The sequence below is a fragment of the Pseudomonas kurunegalensis genome (genome assembly GCF_030291635.1).
In the GTDB taxonomy this organism is placed as follows: domain Bacteria; phylum Pseudomonadota; class Gammaproteobacteria; order Pseudomonadales; family Pseudomonadaceae; genus Aquipseudomonas; species Aquipseudomonas monteilii.
In genome coordinates this window covers 1,110,852-1,125,477 of record NZ_CP127871.1, presented here as the reverse complement: position 1 = coordinate 1,125,477, position 14,626 = coordinate 1,110,852, and the positions used below count along the sequence as shown (strand labels likewise).

Genomic DNA, 14,626 nt, shown 5'->3' with positions numbered 1-14,626 from the left:
AAAGCCATCACGCCCCGGTACCGCCCACGGTAATCGCATCCAGCTTCAAGGTAGGCTGCCCTACCCCCACCGGCACCGACTGCCCGTCCTTGCCACATGTGCCCACCCCGCTGTCCAGCGCCAGGTCGTTACCGACCATCGACACCCGGCTCATCGCCTCTGGACCATTGCCGATCAGGGTTGCGCCTTTCACAGGTGCAGTAATCTTGCCGTCTTCGATCAGGTAGGCCTCACTGGTCGAGAACACGAACTTGCCGCTGGTGATGTCCACCTGGCCGCCGCCCAGATTGGCGCAGTAGATGCCTTTTTTCACCGATGCGATGATTTCCTGCGGGTCGCTTTCGCCAGCCCGCATGTAGGTATTGGTCATACGTGGCATCGGCAGGTGTGCGTAGGATTCGCGACGCCCGTTGCCGGTCACCGCCATGCCCATCAGGCGTGCGTTCAGCTTGTCCTGCATGTAGCCCTTGAGCACCCCGTTCTCGATCAACGTGGTGCACTCGGTCGGGGTACCTTCGTCGTCGACGCTCAGCGAACCACGGCGGCCCTCGAGCGTGCCATCGTCAACGATGGTGCACAGGCTCGATGCCACTTTCTCGCCGATACGGCCGCTGAAAGCCGAACTGCCCTTGCGATTGAAGTCGCCTTCCAGGCCATGGCCGACAGCCTCGTGCAACAGCACACCCGACCACCCTGAACCCAGCACCACCGGCAAGGTACCGGCCGGAGCCGGAATCGCTTCCAGGTTCACCAGGGCCTGACGCAGCGCTTCACGGGCATAGCCCATCACCCGCTCTTCAGTGAAGAAGCGGTAGTCGGTACGCCCGCCACCGCCCTGCCCGCCGCGTTCGCGGCGGCCGTTCTGCTCGACGATGACGCTGACGTTGAAGCGCACCAGCGGACGCACGTCGGCAGCCAGGCTGCCATCGGCCGCCGCAATCAGGATACGCTCCCAGACCCCGGCCATGCTCACACTGACCTGCTGAATTCGCGGGTCCAGGGCACGGGTGGCGGCATCGACACGCTTGAGCAGCTCGACCTTTTCGGCACGGCTCAGTACATCCAGCGGGTTGTCTGCCGCATACAGGGCAGTGACTTCCTGGCTGCGGAAGGCCTGCACCGTGCCGTTTTGACCGGCACGGGAAATGGAACGGGCGGCGCGCGCCGCAGAGGTCAGCGCCTCGAGGTTGATTGCATTGCTGTAGGCGAACCCGGTCTTTTCACCGGACTGGGCACGCACGCCCACGCCCTGGTCGAGGTTGAAACTGCCCTCTTTGACGATGCCGTCTTCCAGCGCCCAGGTTTCCGAGATCTGGCCCTGGAAATACAGGTCGGCGGCGTCGATGCCGGGGCCAGCCAACTCACCCAGCACGCTCTGCAGGCTGTCCAGGGTCAAGCCGCCTGGGGCCAGGAGCTGCTCACTGACGGTGGATAACATCTGGCTCATAGTCACTCCGCGGTGTGCGCAGGCCGCAACGCGCCCTGCGAGAAAAAGCGCCGGTGCGATACCACCGGCATGCGCGCCCGAATGGACGCTTGTTCTTCAATGTCGCGCTCGGCAAGCAGTACCGCTTCGCCTTGCGCCTGTTCTGCAACGATGCGCCCCCAAGGGTCGACAATCGCCGCATGCCCATGGGTTTCCCGTGGGCCTGGGTGGGTGCCTCCCTGCGCCGCAGCCAGCAGGTAGCATTGGGTCTCGATGGCTCGGGCGCGTACCAGCACCTCCCAATGGGCCGCGCCTGTCACTGCCGTAAAGGCAGCCGGCGCAGTGATCAGCTCCGCGCCGGCAGCACGCAGTGCGCTGTACAGCTCGGGGAAGCGCAAGTCGTAGCACACGCTCAACCCGAGCCGCCCGACCGGCGTATCAGCCACCACCACCTGAGCACCATGGGCGTAGTCGTCCGACTCACGGTAACGGCCACGGTTGTCGACTACATCCACGTCAAACAGGTGCAGCTTGTCATAACGTGCCGCCACCTCGCCGTGTTCATCGATCAACAGCGAGCAGGCATGGGCCTTGGCTTCGGGCTGGCCGACCGGTGGCAAGGGCAAGGTACCGGCAACAATCCATAACTTGAGGTCACGGGCGGTGCGTTTCAACCATGGCAGGATCGGCCCTTCGCCCAACGCTTCGGCACGGCCGATGGCAGCGGCATCCTTACGGCCCATGGCAGCGAAATTTTCTGGCAGCACCGCCAGCCGCGCGCCGCCCAACGCGGCCTGCTCCAACAGGGCACCGGCACGTTGCAGGTTGGCCAGCACATCGTCCTGGCTGACCATCTGGATTACCGCTGCCTTCATGGGCACTCCTAGCGGGATTTCTCGAAAGGTTTCACAAAGGTGATTCTAGGCTCTTTAACCGGTCCTTCGACACGGTAGTGCACACTGGCAAAGCGCGAAACACGGTCACCGATCAACCGATCGACCAGGAACAAGGCACCACCTACGGCCGGCGCGCCGACAATCAGTGCCGCCAGCGGCAGGTTGTTCGTCACCGGCAGGCTCACCTGCAGGTTGGCGTCGATCCGGTCGCCTAGCATGTCCAGGGTCCCATCCAGCTCGAAATTGCTCGACGGGCCGGTCACGCTGATGGGCTCGCGGGTTACGTACACCCCGTCACTGGCCACCAGCAGGCCCTTGACCCGGTCATAGGCCAAGCCTTTGTCGAACAGGTCGGAGAAGTCCAGGCGCAGGCGTCGGCCAATGGAGTTGAAGTTGAGCAGGCCGAATACCCGCAACGCCTGGGCGCTGCCTTCAACCTCGACGAACTGGCCGGTACGCAGTGCCGCGTCCATGCTGCCCGAGAAGCGCTTCAGCCCCACCGCAGCCGGCGAACCCGGCCAGCGGCCGTCCACATCCAGGCGGAAATCGCGGCTGGTCACGGTCGGGGCAAAGCCCCAGGCCTTGAGTACATCGGCCAGGTTCTTGCCGTCCAGGCGCCCTTTGTACCAGCTGCTGGTCTTGCCGGTTTCGCCTTCCCAGCCGCCGCCGCCGTCGATACGCAGGCCTTTGAAGTCGAGGTCGATATCACTGGCGCTAACACCACGCGCGGTGGGTCGCAACTTGACCGAGGCACTGCCGAACAAGTCGTCGCCGCGGTACAGCTTGTCGATGCTCAGGTCCAGCGCCGGGACCTTGCGCGGGTCGAACGAGGCCAGCGGATCAGGGCCATCCTCGGCTTGCGCCTGTGCAGGGTCGGCCGCCGGCAAACGCAAGGTTTGCATGCGCACCACCATGGGCGAACCTTTGGCATCCGGCACGCGTGCGTTGCCTATCACTTCCTTGCTGTCAAGGCGCAGGTCCCAAGCCTGGCCGCCTCGTGCCAGCCTCACCACTGCCTGGTTCAGGTCCATGCCAAAGGCTTTCAACTGACCAATGCTCAGGTCTACGCTTTGCAGGTTTTGCCGCGCGCTGCCACCGGGGTCGTCGCCCGCCAGGCGCGCTGCCTGCTCTTGCCACGGTGCCAGGTCCAGCGCCTCCAGACGGCCACGTACCCGCAGCCCTTGACCGCCCGGCAGTTGAGCGTTACCGGCGCCGAGCAGCAACTCACCGCGCCCCTGGGCCAGTGCGTCGGCCGGCGCGGCATAGGCAAAGCGGGCAAGGTCGGTGTAGGCGGCATCGAAGCGACGCTCCGTCCCCTGCAGGTTCATGCTGAAACGGCTGTCGCGGGTATCCGCCACCGCTTTGCCGAACGGTGCCGGCAGGTCGATCGCCAGGCCCTTGAGGTTGGAGGTGACGCTCAGGCTGTTTTCCCGACTACCCAGGTTGACCTGTAGCTGGTAAGGCAAGTCGCCGGAGGCCGGCAAGGCCTGCTTGAACTGCAGCCATTCGGTCAACGCCTTGAGCGACACCTGGCCATTGGCATTAATGCGGGTCTGCATCTGGCCGGCCTGGCCTTCAGCAGTGATTTGCGCCGTTACCGGCTTGCCGAAGGCTTGCAGGCTGATGCCCTTGCCACTCAGGCCTTTGTCGAAATCAAAGCTGAAATCACCCTTCAGGCGGTTCAACTCCAGGCTCGGCGGGGCGACTTTCAGGCGCGCATCGTTGGTGGCGAAGTCCACCTGTACTTTCGGGCGCGGCCCATGGGCCAAGGGGATATCGAGCTTGACCTTGCCCTTCAGCGGCCCTTCACCCTCCCAGCCGGCGAACATCTCACCGGTGCCGATTGGCGCTTCCTTGAGAATCTTCAGCCCATCACCCAGGGTGCCGTCGAAGTCTCCATCCAGGTACAGGTGGCTGTGCTGGTCACCGTCGACATGCGGGATATCGACCGTCACATCGCTGACCTTGGTGTCGAGCAGCACGCCGCGTTGGGCCTTGATGCGCACACCGCTGTCCTCGATGAACACATCGCCATCCACGTGCTGCACCTGCGGCCAGCCAGGCTGGAAGTCCAGGGCGGCATCACGCACCTTGAAGAACAGGCTGATACTGCGCGCTTCAGGAGCCGCGCCATGATTCAGCGAGCCCTGGTACTGGAAGTAGCCTTCATCCACCGTGCCTTTGACGATGGCGCTGCGCAACCACTCGTCGAGGGCTGGGCTGAGCACCTCGGGCAAGTACTTGGCGGTATAGCGGCCATCGCCTTCGGTTAGACCGACGCGCAGGTCCATGTAGTCCTCGCGGCCTTCCTCGAACAACAGGCGAATCAGGAAATCACCGGCGATCTTGCCCTCTTCGCCCAGCACCTTGAGGTACGGCGCAATCAGGGTGAAACCGTCTTTGTCCAAGGCCCAGGTCAGGCGTGCATTGGCCTTCTGGTAGTGCCAGGGCTTGGCGAAGATCGGGTACAGATGCAGCATGAACGCCTCGGTATCCAACCGCAGCTCACCATGGCCCAGGTCGCCACTGATGCTGCCGCTGACGTTACCGGCAGCCGGGGCATTGTGATAGGCATCGAAACCGACCTTTTCCAGGTTGGCCTCGAACTGCAGGCGTTTGTCGCCCTCGGCTTTCGGCCGGGCCTCCAGGCGCACATTGCGCAGCGCGCCGGTTACTTTCAGCCCATCGACCACGGCCATGACGTTGTCAGGCAATGGCGCCAAAGCATCGATCAGCGGGGTCAAGGGCGTGAGATCGAGCCGGTCGGCCTGCACCCGCCAGTTTTCATCGGCTGCGTTCTCGCCCGGGCGCTGCTGCAACTGCAAGTGCGACTCCCAGCGGGCCTTGCCGATGTCCATGGCCAGGGAGTCGACCACCACATCGAAGCCTTGATCCCGACGCTGGAACCAGGCGCCCAAGGCCAGGTTGCTCAGCGTGGCAGCCTTGCGGCCGGTATAGGCACCCCGCAGTTCAGGCGCATTGAGCCGCACCACAGCCTGCTGCAACTGCCCTTTGCGCCAATCGACCCAGAACTCGCCACCCGCTCGCAACGCGTCAGCTTGCCACTCACCGAGCAGGCGTGGTGGCAACCAGCGCGCCCAGTCACTTTGCGGCAGGCTCAGGTAGGCCTCCACCTGGCCATCACGCCAGGCCTTGGCTGACACACGGCTCTGCAGGTTCAGCGACAGAGGCTGGCCATCAGGCAGGGTGGCGCGCAACTCCAGCACTTGCCGTGATGCACCCGCCTGCAGGCCGGCGCTGACATAGGTGAGGGTGAGCGGGTCACGCTGCCAGGGGTGCAAGGTGACCTGGCTGTCGAACACATCGACGCGGCCCAATTGACGCAGGCGCTGCAGCAGGTCGGCGGGATCGAGTGGGGCGTCGTCTTTTTTCGGCAGGCCTTCGAGGTTCCAGGCGCCCTGCTCGTTCTCGCGCAAGATCAGTTGCAGGCCGCCCAACTGAATGCGCGCCAGGCGCACTTCACGGGCGGTAAGGCTGGCCCAGACATCAGGCACCACCTTCACGTCATCCAGGCGCAACGCCGTAGCGCCTTCGCCCAGTTGCAGGTCGCGTACCCGCAGCACCGGAGCCAGCCCGCTCCAGCGGCCCTCAAGGGCACCGACATGCACCGGCAGGCCCAGCGCCTGCTCGGCCTTGCTTTCCACATCGGCGCGGTACTCGGCCACCAGCGGCACCAGTTCGCGACCGAGGCTGACATACAGCGCCACCAATACCGCCAACAGGGCGCATAAGCCCAGCCCCCAGCGGGTCAAGGCGACAAGAACGCGGGTCAGACGTCCCATGGCCATGGCCCTCCAAGTCGTTTATCCATGATGGCCGGTAGCGGCGGTTTTGCCAGCCCGACCATCCTGCGGCGTGTGCTGGAAGACCTCAGAGCAGCACCACGTCGTATTGTTCCTGCGAATACATCGACTCAACCTGGAAGCGAATGGTTCGACCAATGAAAGCCTCCAGCTCCGCCACGTTACCGGACTCTTCATCCAGCAAACGATCGACCACCTTCTGGTTGGCCAGCACACGGTAACCCTCAGCCTGGTAGGCACGGGCTTCGCGCAGGATCTCGCGGAAGATCTCGTAGCAGATGGTCTCGGGGGTTTTCAGCTTGCCGCGCCCCTGGCAGGCCAGGCACGGCTCGCACAGCACCTGCTCCAGGCTTTCACGGGTGCGCTTACGGGTCATCTGCACCAGGCCCAGCTCGGTAATACCGATGATGTTGGTCTTGGCGTGATCGCGCTCCAGCTGTTTTTCCAGGGTGCGCAGCACCTGGCGCTGGTGCTCTTCATCTTCCATGTCGATGAAGTCGATGATGATGATGCCGCCGATATTGCGCAGGCGCAGTTGCCGGGCGATGGCGGTGGCAGCTTCCAGGTTGGTCTTGAAGATGGTCTCTTCAAGGTTGCGATGGCCGACGAACGCGCCGGTGTTCACATCGATGGTGGTCATCGCTTCGGCCGGGTCGACCACCAGGTAGCCACCCGACTTGAGCGGCACCTTGCGCTCCAGTGCACGCTGGATCTCGTCTTCAACGCCGTACAGGTCGAAGATCGGTCGCTCGCCCGGGTAGTGCTCGAGGCGGTCGGCGATTTCCGGCATCAGTTCGCCAACGAACTGCGTGGTTTTCTGGAAGGTTTCCCGCGAGTCGATGCGGATCTTCTCGATTTTCGGGTTGACCAGGTCGCGCAGCGTGCGCAGGGCCAGGCCCAGGTCTTCGTAGATGACCGTGGGCGCGCCGCAGGTCTTGATCTGGGTGCCAATCTGCTCCCACAGGCGACGCAGGTAGCGGATATCCTGCAGGATTTCTTCAGCGCGTGCGCCTTCGGCAGCGGTGCGCAGGATAAAGCCACCGGCATCCTTGATGTTTTCGCTTTCCATGCAGTCGCTGACCACCTGCTTGAGGCGATCACGCTCGGCTTCGTCTTCGATCTTCAGCGATATGCCGACATGGCTGCTGCGAGGCATGTACACCAGGTAGCGCGAAGGGATCGACAACTGGGTGGTCAGGCGCGCGCCCTTGGTGCCGATCGGGTCCTTGGTCACCTGCACCACCAAGGCCTGGCCTTCGTGGACCAGGGCGGTGATGTTCTCTACCGCCGAGCCTTCGCGCTGGGAAATTTCCGAGGCATGGATGAACGCCGCGCGCTCCAGGCCGATGTCGACGAAGGCCGCCTGCATGCCTGGCAGCACGCGCACCACCTTGCCCTTGTAGATATTGCCAACGATGCCACGGCGCTGGGTGCGCTCGACGTGCACCTCCTGCAGTACCCCGTTTTCCACCACCGCCACACGTGACTCCATCGGGGTGATGTTGATCAGGATCTCTTCACTCATGGCCGGCTCTCGTCAAAGGTCTTTTGTAATGATGGATGGCGTACGCATTGCTGGCTACCGCAGGTTTGTTACCTCTGGCGTATGCGCCGGCGATTGCCAGCAGGCAACGCCGAACTGGCCAAGCAAATCGGCCGTTTCGCTGAGGGGCAGGCCGACCACCGCCGAGTAGCTGCCGGACAGGCCAGTGACGAACACCGCGCCCAGGCCCTGGATGGCGTAGCCACCCGCCTTGTCTGCCGGTTCGCCGCTGGCCCAGTAACGCTGCGCTTCATCGTCGCTGATCGCACGGAAGCGCACCTGGCTGGTGACGCACAGGCTTTGAACGCGCTGGCCATCGGTGAGGGCGACGGCAGTCAGTACCTGATGCTCGCGGCCTGACAGGTCGGCCAGCATGGCCAAGGCATCTTCGCGGCTTTCCGGCTTGCCGAGAATTCGACCATCGAGCACCACGGCGGTGTCTGCGCCCAGCACGACAGCCGGGCCCTCGACACGGGCCAGGCCGGCGGCAGCCTTGGCCCGGGCCAGGCGTTCGACGTAGGCCGGGGCGCTTTCGTCGGGCAGCGGGGTTTCATCGATGGGGGCACTGACGACGCTGAACGGCACACCGATCTGGGTCAGCAGTTCACGACGACGGGGCGAGCCGGAGGCCAGGTATAGCGGGTTCATGCAGACATCTCCCTGTCAGTGTCGACGTCGCCGTCAGTTGATATGCAAGCGTCGGCGCAGGTCGCGCAGGGCAAAGCTGATCCACGGCCAGAGCAAGGCACTGATGACCGCTGACCAGACCAGCGCCAGGGTAGGCAGGCGATTGCCGGTCAGTGCGCTGAGCCACAGCTGGATCAACTGGGCGATTCCGAAGATCACAAGGATGACCAGGCTCTGCTGCCACATGGGGAACATGCGCAAGCGCTGTTGCAGCGACAGCACAAGGAAGGTGATGAGGGTCAGGATAAGTGCGTTCTGCCCCAGCAGGGTTCCATACAGCACGTCCTCGGCCAGGCCCAGCACGAACGCCGTGGTCATGCCGACCTTGTTCGGCACGGCCAGGGTCCAGAACGACACCAGCAAGGCCAGCCACATGGGCCGGAACACTTCCATGAACTGCGGCATGGGCGAGACGCTGAGCAGCAGGCCGATAGCAAAAGTCAGCCAGATGACCCAGCCGTTGTTGCGGCGCGATGCAGGCATCATTGCCTCCGGGTGTGAGCGGGTGCGGCAGGCGCGGCAGCCGGCGTGGCAGGGGCAGCAGCCGGAGCTGCTGGCTGAGCGGCCGGTGCGGCGGGTGCGGCCGTCGTGGCCGGTACAACGGGCGCAGTGCTGGCTGGCACGCCCTGCTCGCCCGGGCTTACCGGCTGGCCGGGGGCCGAGGCGCCCTTGCGGTCAGCTTCTTCCTGGGCGATAGCTGCATCGGTAGCACGCTGTTCCGGGGTACGCCGGTCACTGAACACCAGCAGCATGTAGCGGCTGCGATTGAGCGCGGCGGTGGGGATGGCGCGCACGATGGCGAACGGCTGGCCGGAATCGTGAATCACTTCGTTGACCGTGGCCACCGGGTAACCTGCCGGGAAGCGCTGACCCATGCCGGAGCTGACCAGCAGGTCGCCTTCCTTGATGTCGGCGGTATCGGCCACATGGCGCAGCTCCAGGCGCTCCGGGTTGCCCGTGCCGCTGGCAATGGCGCGCAGGCCGTTGCGGTTGACCTGCACCGGAATGCTGTGGGTAGTGTCGGTCAGCAGCAGCACCCGTGAGGTGTAGGGCATCAGCTCGACCACCTGGCCCATCAGGCCGCGGGCATCGAGCACCGGCTGGCCAAGGAACACGCCGTCACGCTCGCCCTTGTTGATCAGGATGCGGTGGGTGAACGGGTTGGGGTCGACACCGATCAGCTCGGCCACTTCGACCTTTTCGTTGACCAGCGCCGAAGAGTTCAGCAACTCGCGCAGGCGCACGTTCTGCTCGGTCAGGGCCGCCAGCTTCTGCAGGCGCCCCTGCAACAGCAGGGCCTCGGTCTTGAGCTTTTCGTTTTCGGCGATCAGTTCGTTGCGGCTGCCGAACTGGCCGGCCACACCTTGCCACGCACGCTGCGGCAGGTCGGTGATCCAGTACGACTCCATCAGTACCACGCCCATCTGGCTGCGCACAGGTTTGAGCACGTCAAAGCGCGCGTCGACAACCATCAACGCGACCGACATCACCACCAGAACGAGCAGGCGAACGCCCAGCGAAGGGCCCTTGGAGAAAAGCGGTTTAATGGGCCGTTCCTCGTGGACGACTCAGGAGGTCATTGGACATGGGACAACGCACCAGCCTGGTTGCGGGTTGACGGATACGGCGCCCTGAACGGGCGCCAGCCCAGCACATACAGGTAGCACTGTGCGTACTACCTGTAAACCGGGCGCTCGCGGACAGCAAGTGGGATCACTCGCTGGAGAGCAGGTCCATCGCGTGCTTGTCCATCATCTCCAGAGCGCGACCGCCGCCACGGGCAACACAGGTCAGCGGGTCTTCGGCGACGATCACCGGCAGGCCGGTTTCCTGGGCCAGCAGCTTGTCGAGGTCACGCAGCAGCGCGCCACCACCGGTCAGCACCAGGCCACGTTCGGCGATGTCCGAAGCCAGCTCGGGCGGCGACTGCTCCAGGGCGCTCTTGACCGCCTGGACGATGGTCGCCAGCGATTCCTGCAGCGCTTCGAGCACTTCGTTGGAGTTCAGGGTGAAGGCACGCGGTACGCCCTCGGCCAGGTTACGGCCACGCACGTCGACTTCGCGCACTTCGCCGCCCGGGTAGGCGGTACCGATTTCCTGCTTGATGCGCTCGGCGGTGGACTCACCGATCAGGCTGCCGTAGTTGCGGCGCACGTAGGTGACGATGGCTTCGTCGAAGCGGTCGCCGCCAACGCGGACGGATTCGGCATAAACCACGCCGTTCAGCGAGATGAGGGCGATTTCAGTGGTACCACCACCGATATCGACGACCATCGAACCGCGGGCTTCTTCAACCGGCAGGCCGGCACCGATGGCGGCAGCCATTGGCTCTTCGATCAGGAACACTTCACGGGCACCGGCACCCAGGGCCGACTCGCGAATGGCGCGGCGCTCTACCTGGGTCGACTTGCACGGCACGCAGATCAGCACACGCGGGCTTGGCTGCAGGAAGCTGTTCTCGTGAACCTTATTGATAAAATATTGCAACATTTTTTCGCACACGCTGAAGTCGGCGATGACGCCGTCCTTCATCGGACGAATGGCAGCAATGTTGCCAGGCGTACGGCCCAGCATGCGTTTGGCTTCGGTACCGACGGCGACAACGCTTTTCTGGTTGCCATGGGTACGGATGGCAACAACCGAGGGCTCATTCAGGACGATACCGCGCTCACGCACGTAAATAAGGGTGTTGGCAGTACCCAGGTCGATGGAAAGATCGCTGGAAAACATGCCACGCAGTTTCTTGAACATGGGAAAGTGACCCTGGGGAAAGCGTGGGTAAAAAAGTGCGGCAAACTCTAACAATGGCAGGGATTTTGGGCAAGGAGCCAATATGTTAAATTGGCTGTTTTTCCGAGCACGCCAGCAGAAATTCGCGGCCGTTAGACCGTCAGAAAGCTGACATGTTCCTCACTGCGGACCCAAATTCCGTTCTTTGTTTCCCCTGGAGATCCCCATGGCGCTTGAACGCTGCGACGTGGAAAAGATCGCCCATCTGGCCCGCCTGGGCCTGAATGATGGCGAACTGCCACGCATTACTGACGCCCTGAACAGCATTCTCGGGCTGGTCGACCAGATGCAAGCGGTCGATACCACTGGCATCGAACCCCTGGCCCACCCCCTGGAGGCCAGCCAGCGCCTGCGCCCCGACCAGGTCACCGAAAGCAACCAGCGTGATGCCTACCAGGCAATCGCGCCATCGACCGAAAGCGGTCTGTACCTGGTTCCCAAAGTCATCGAGTAAGGGATAGAGCCTGCCATGCATCAATTGACCCTGGCCGAGATCGCCCGCGGACTCGCCGACAAGTCGTTTTCTTCCGAAGAGCTGACCGGCGCCCTGCTGGCGCGCATCAAGCAGCTCGACCCGCAGATCAACAGCTTCATCAGCGTCACCGAAGACCTGGCCCTGGGCCAGGCGCGTGCCGCCGACGCCCGTCGCGCCGCTGGCGAAACCGGCGCGCTGCTGGGTGCACCCATCGCCCACAAGGACCTGTTCTGCACCAACGGCGTACGCACCAGCTGCGGCTCGAAGATGCTCGACAACTTCAAGGCGCCGTATGACGCCACCGTGGTCGCCAAGCTGGCCGAAGCCGGCATGGTCACCCTGGGCAAGACCAACATGGACGAATTCGCCATGGGTTCGGCCAACGAATCCAGCCACTACGGCGCGGTGAAGAACCCGTGGAACCTCGAACACGTTCCGGGCGGTTCGTCAGGTGGTTCGGCCGCTGCCGTGGCTGCACGCCTGCTGCCGGCCACCACCGGCACCGACACCGGCGGCTCGATCCGCCAGCCGGCAGCACTGACCAACCTCACCGGCCTCAAGCCGACGTACGGTCGCGTTTCGCGCTGGGGCATGATCGCCTACGCCTCCAGCCTCGACCAGGGTGGCCCGCTGGCCCGCACGGCCGAGGACTGCGCCCTGCTGCTGCAAGGCATGGCCGGTTTCGACGCCAAGGACTCCACCAGCATCGAAGAGCCAGTGCCGGACTACAGCGCCAACCTCAACGCCTCGCTGCAGGGCCTGCGCATCGGCCTGCCGAAGGAATACTTCGGCGCCGGCCTCGACCCGCGCATCGCCGACCTGGTCCAGGCCAGCGTCAAAGAGCTGGAAAAGCTCGGCGCCGTGGTCAAGGAAATCAGCCTGCCGAACATGCAGCACGCCATCCCGGCCTACTACGTGATCGCTCCGGCTGAAGCCTCCTCCAACCTGTCGCGCTTCGACGGCGTGCGCTTCGGCTACCGCTGCGAAGCACCGAAGGACCTCACCGACCTGTACAAGCGCTCCCGTGGCGAAGGCTTCGGCGTTGAAGTACAGCGCCGTATCATGGTCGGTACCTACGCCCTGTCGGCCGGCTACTACGACGCCTACTACGTGAAGGCGCAGCAAATCCGCCGCCTGATCAAGAACGACTTCATGGCCGCCTTCAACGACGTCGACCTGATCCTCGGCCCGACCACGCCAAACCCGGCCTGGAAGCTTGGCGCCAAGAGCAGCGACCCGGTCGCCGCCTACCTGGAAGACGTCTACACCATCACCGCCAACCTGGCGGGCCTGCCGGGCCTGTCGATGCCGGCCGGCTTCGTCGATGGCCTGCCGGTCGGCGTGCAACTGCTGGCGCCGTACTTCCAGGAAGGCCGCCTGCTCAACGTCGCGCACCGCTACCAGCAAGTGACCGACTGGCACACCCGCGCCCCCAACGGCTTCTGAGGAATTCACACATGCAATGGGAAGTTGTGATCGGGCTGGAAATCCACACTCAGCTCGCCACCCAGTCGAAGATCTTCTCCGGCAGCGCCACCACCTTTGGCTCCGAGCCGAACACCCAGGCCAGCCTGGTTGACTTGGGGATGCCCGGCGTACTGCCGGTGCTGAACCAGGAAGCCGTGCGCATGGCGTGCATGTTCGGCCTGGCCATCGATGCCGAAATCGGCAAGCGCAACGTGTTCGCGCGCAAGAACTACTTCTACCCGGACCTGCCCAAGGGTTACCAGATCAGCCAGATGGACCTGCCGATCGTCGGCAAGGGCCACCTGGACATCGCCCTGGAAGACGGCACCATCAAGCGCATCGGGGTCACCCGCGCGCACCTTGAAGAAGACGCCGGCAAGAGCCTGCACGAAGACTTCAGCGGCTCCACTGGCATCGACCTGAACCGCGCCGGCACACCGCTGCTGGAAATCGTCTCCGAGCCTGACATGCGCAGCGCCAAGGAAGCCGTGGCCTACGTCAAGGCTATCCACGCACTGGTGCGCTACCTGGGCATCTGTGACGGCAACATGGCCGAAGGCTCGCTGCGTTGCGACTGCAACGTGTCGATCCGCCCGAAAGGCCAGGCCGAATTCGGCACCCGCTGCGAGATCAAGAACGTCAACTCGTTCCGCTTCATCGAGCGCGCGATCAACAGCGAAATCCAGCGCCAGATCGACCTGATCGAAGACGGCGGCAAGGTGGTGCAGGAAACCCGCCTGTACGACCCGAACAAGGACGAAACCCGCTCCATGCGCAGCAAGGAGGAAGCCAACGACTACCGTTACTTCCCCGACCCGGACCTGCTGCCGGTGGTCATCGAGGACAGCTTCCTCGAAACCGTCCGCGCCGGCCTGCCGGAGCTGCCGCCGCAGAAGGTCGAGCGCTTCCAGAGCCAGTACGGCCTGTCGGCCTACGACGCCAACGTGCTGGCGTCGAGCCGCGAACAGGCTGACTATTTCGAAGAAGTGGTCAAGATCGGTGGCGATGCCAAGCTGGCCGCCAACTGGGTCATGGTCGAGCTGGGCAGCCTGCTGAACAAGCTGGGTGTCGAAATCGACCAGGCACCGGTCAGCGCCGCACAGCTGGGTGGCATGCTGTTGCGCATCCGCGACAACACCATTAGCGGTAAAATTGCCAAGACTGTGTTCGAGGCCATGGCTGCCGGTGAAGGCGATGCCGACAGCATCATCGAGAGCAAAGGCCTGAAGCAGGTCACCGACACCGGTGCGATCGACAAGATGCTCGACGAGATGCTGGCAGCCAATGCCGAGCAGGTCGAACAGTACCGCGCGGCCGATGAAGCCAAGCGTGGCAAGATGTTCGGCTTCTTTGTCGGCCAGGCGATGAAAGCGTCCAAAGGCAAAGCCAACCCGGGGCAGGTGAACCAATTGCTCAAGGCCAAGCTCGAAGGGTGATTGTTTTACCCCTGTAATGCTGCGAGGGCTTCGCCCTCGTTCGCGGCTAAAGCCGCTCCTACAGGTACGGCGCCGCTCTCAA

Annotated in this window: 11 protein-coding genes; 3 read left to right on the top strand and 8 right to left on the bottom strand. The window is 63.8% G+C overall.

Annotated features, from left to right (window positions below; all coding sequences use genetic code 11):
- Positions 1-7 precede the first annotated feature (7 nt).
- From tldD to mreB, 8 genes are all read right to left on the bottom strand, one after another.
- A complete protein-coding gene (gene tldD / locus QQ992_RS04970) occupies positions 8-1,447 on the bottom strand; it encodes a metalloprotease TldD (protein WP_012270646.1) in 1,440 nt (479 codons plus the stop codon).
- A gap of 2 nt (positions 1,448-1,449) precedes the next feature.
- Entirely contained in the window at positions 1,450-2,301 is an 852-nt protein-coding gene (locus tag QQ992_RS04965; protein WP_286112439.1) for a carbon-nitrogen hydrolase family protein, read from the bottom strand.
- Between the two features lie 8 nt (positions 2,302-2,309).
- On the bottom strand, positions 2,310-6,131 hold the full coding sequence (locus tag QQ992_RS04960; protein WP_286112437.1) for a YhdP family protein: 3,822 nt from the start codon (positions 6,129-6,131) through the stop codon (positions 2,310-2,312).
- Positions 6,132-6,213: 82 nt separating this feature from the next.
- Positions 6,214-7,671, bottom strand: a complete 1,458-nt coding sequence (gene rng / locus QQ992_RS04955; protein ID WP_105946939.1) for a ribonuclease G — start codon at positions 7,669-7,671, stop codon at positions 6,214-6,216.
- A gap of 54 nt (positions 7,672-7,725) precedes the next feature.
- Complete coding sequence (locus tag QQ992_RS04950) at positions 7,726-8,337, bottom strand: Maf family protein (RefSeq protein ID WP_286112435.1); 612 nt, start codon at positions 8,335-8,337, stop codon at positions 7,726-7,728.
- A gap of 33 nt (positions 8,338-8,370) precedes the next feature.
- On the bottom strand, positions 8,371-8,859 hold the full coding sequence (gene mreD / locus QQ992_RS04945) for a rod shape-determining protein MreD (RefSeq protein WP_016713154.1): 489 nt from the start codon (positions 8,857-8,859) through the stop codon (positions 8,371-8,373).
- Entirely contained in the window at positions 8,859-9,863 is a 1,005-nt protein-coding gene (mreC, locus tag QQ992_RS04940) for a rod shape-determining protein MreC (RefSeq protein ID WP_233444406.1), read from the bottom strand. The genes mreD and mreC overlap by 1 nt, the downstream gene beginning before the upstream one ends.
- A gap of 226 nt (positions 9,864-10,089) precedes the next feature.
- On the bottom strand, positions 10,090-11,127 hold the full coding sequence (mreB, locus tag QQ992_RS04935; protein ID WP_003255163.1) for a rod shape-determining protein MreB: 1,038 nt from the start codon (positions 11,125-11,127) through the stop codon (positions 10,090-10,092).
- Positions 11,128-11,332: 205 nt separating this feature from the next.
- On the opposite strand from mreB, the gene gatC reads away from it, so the two are divergent.
- From gatC to gatB, 3 genes are read left to right on the top strand one after another with little or no spacing between them, the layout of a single operon-like run.
- Positions 11,333-11,620 carry an Asp-tRNA(Asn)/Glu-tRNA(Gln) amidotransferase subunit GatC gene (gene gatC / locus QQ992_RS04930; protein ID WP_003255165.1) on the top strand — a complete coding sequence of 96 codons (288 nt, stop codon included), beginning with the start codon at positions 11,333-11,335 and terminating at the stop codon, positions 11,618-11,620.
- A gap of 15 nt (positions 11,621-11,635) precedes the next feature.
- The gene (gatA, locus tag QQ992_RS04925; RefSeq protein ID WP_025753792.1) at positions 11,636-13,087 is read left to right on the top strand and encodes an Asp-tRNA(Asn)/Glu-tRNA(Gln) amidotransferase subunit GatA; all 1,452 of its coding nucleotides are present in this window, start codon (positions 11,636-11,638) and stop codon (positions 13,085-13,087) included.
- An 11-nt stretch (positions 13,088-13,098) separates the two neighbouring features.
- A complete protein-coding gene (gene gatB / locus QQ992_RS04920; RefSeq protein WP_016713158.1) occupies positions 13,099-14,544 on the top strand; it encodes an Asp-tRNA(Asn)/Glu-tRNA(Gln) amidotransferase subunit GatB in 1,446 nt (481 codons plus the stop codon).
- Positions 14,545-14,626: the final 82 nt, after the last annotated feature.